Consider the following 955-nt stretch of genomic DNA (forward strand, 5'->3'; position numbering starts at 1 on the left):
TATCTGAATTTAGAAAGCGCTTTGATAATATTGTTAAGGATCATGGATGGTCATATAAAGGCAGACGAGGGTGGCGAACTCAGGTTATTTATCAAAATAATAAAAATACCGCCCGTGCAGCTGGGCGTTGGCAACAACAAGAACGGCTAAAAGACAGACGACCATTCTTAATGTATTTAACTGCAGGTGATAATCGCGTTCGTGCTGAACATCATAAATGGCATAAAATAGTACTGCCAGTTGAACATGAATTTTGGTATTCGCATTATCCACCTAATGGCTGGAATTGTCGGTGTAAAGTTGTCTCGATAAATTACCGTGACATTGAGCGAATGAAGCTTAAAATCACAGATCAAGATACATTAATAGATGCTGTAACGGTTAATGAAAAAACAGGTGGTTTGGCGGGTATTGATTTAGGCTGGGATTATAATCCTGGCAAAGCATGGCTCGGTTCAGATATTTCATTAGGAAAATCATTGCTGCAAATGGATGAAATATTAAGAGCGCACGCAATACCACAATTTAATAAAGCGATATTAAAATCTGAGCCTCATTATAAAAGTACAGTAAGTCGTATTGCAGCACAGATAGCATTAGAGACATTTAAAGATGATAAAAAAATAATGATGCTTGCGCATTTAAACAATGAGACGATCAGCAAACTGGTAAATGAATCAAGACCGATCACCAGCAGCATGATCACAATAAGCACATTACAAATATCAGAAGCACTGAGTTCAGGCATTCAAATTGAAAGCATTTTTGAATTAATGAACGGCTTACATAAAATGGATAAGTTTACATATGATGGTCGGACTTTGAATTTAATTTTAAATGGTACTATGATAGCAATTGAATTATCAGCGCCATTTAATAAAGTAATAAAGATACACAAGCAGTAAATATTTAAAACGTGTTTAAACCCTTTTTAAAATATGTTTAAACAGTTTTT

The 955-nt window shown here is 34.9% G+C and carries 1 protein-coding gene; it reads left to right on the top strand.

Going from position 1 to position 955, the window contains the following annotated elements:
* The coding region (locus tag CJF42_RS24470) for a phage head morphogenesis protein (protein ID WP_095369139.1) at window positions 1-905 on the top strand (905 nt) is incomplete at its 5' end.
* Between the last annotated feature and the right edge of the window lie 50 nt (window positions 906-955).

Source organism: Pseudoalteromonas sp. NBT06-2, from assembly GCF_002276045.1.
Classification (GTDB): Bacteria; Pseudomonadota; Gammaproteobacteria; order Enterobacterales; family Alteromonadaceae; genus Pseudoalteromonas.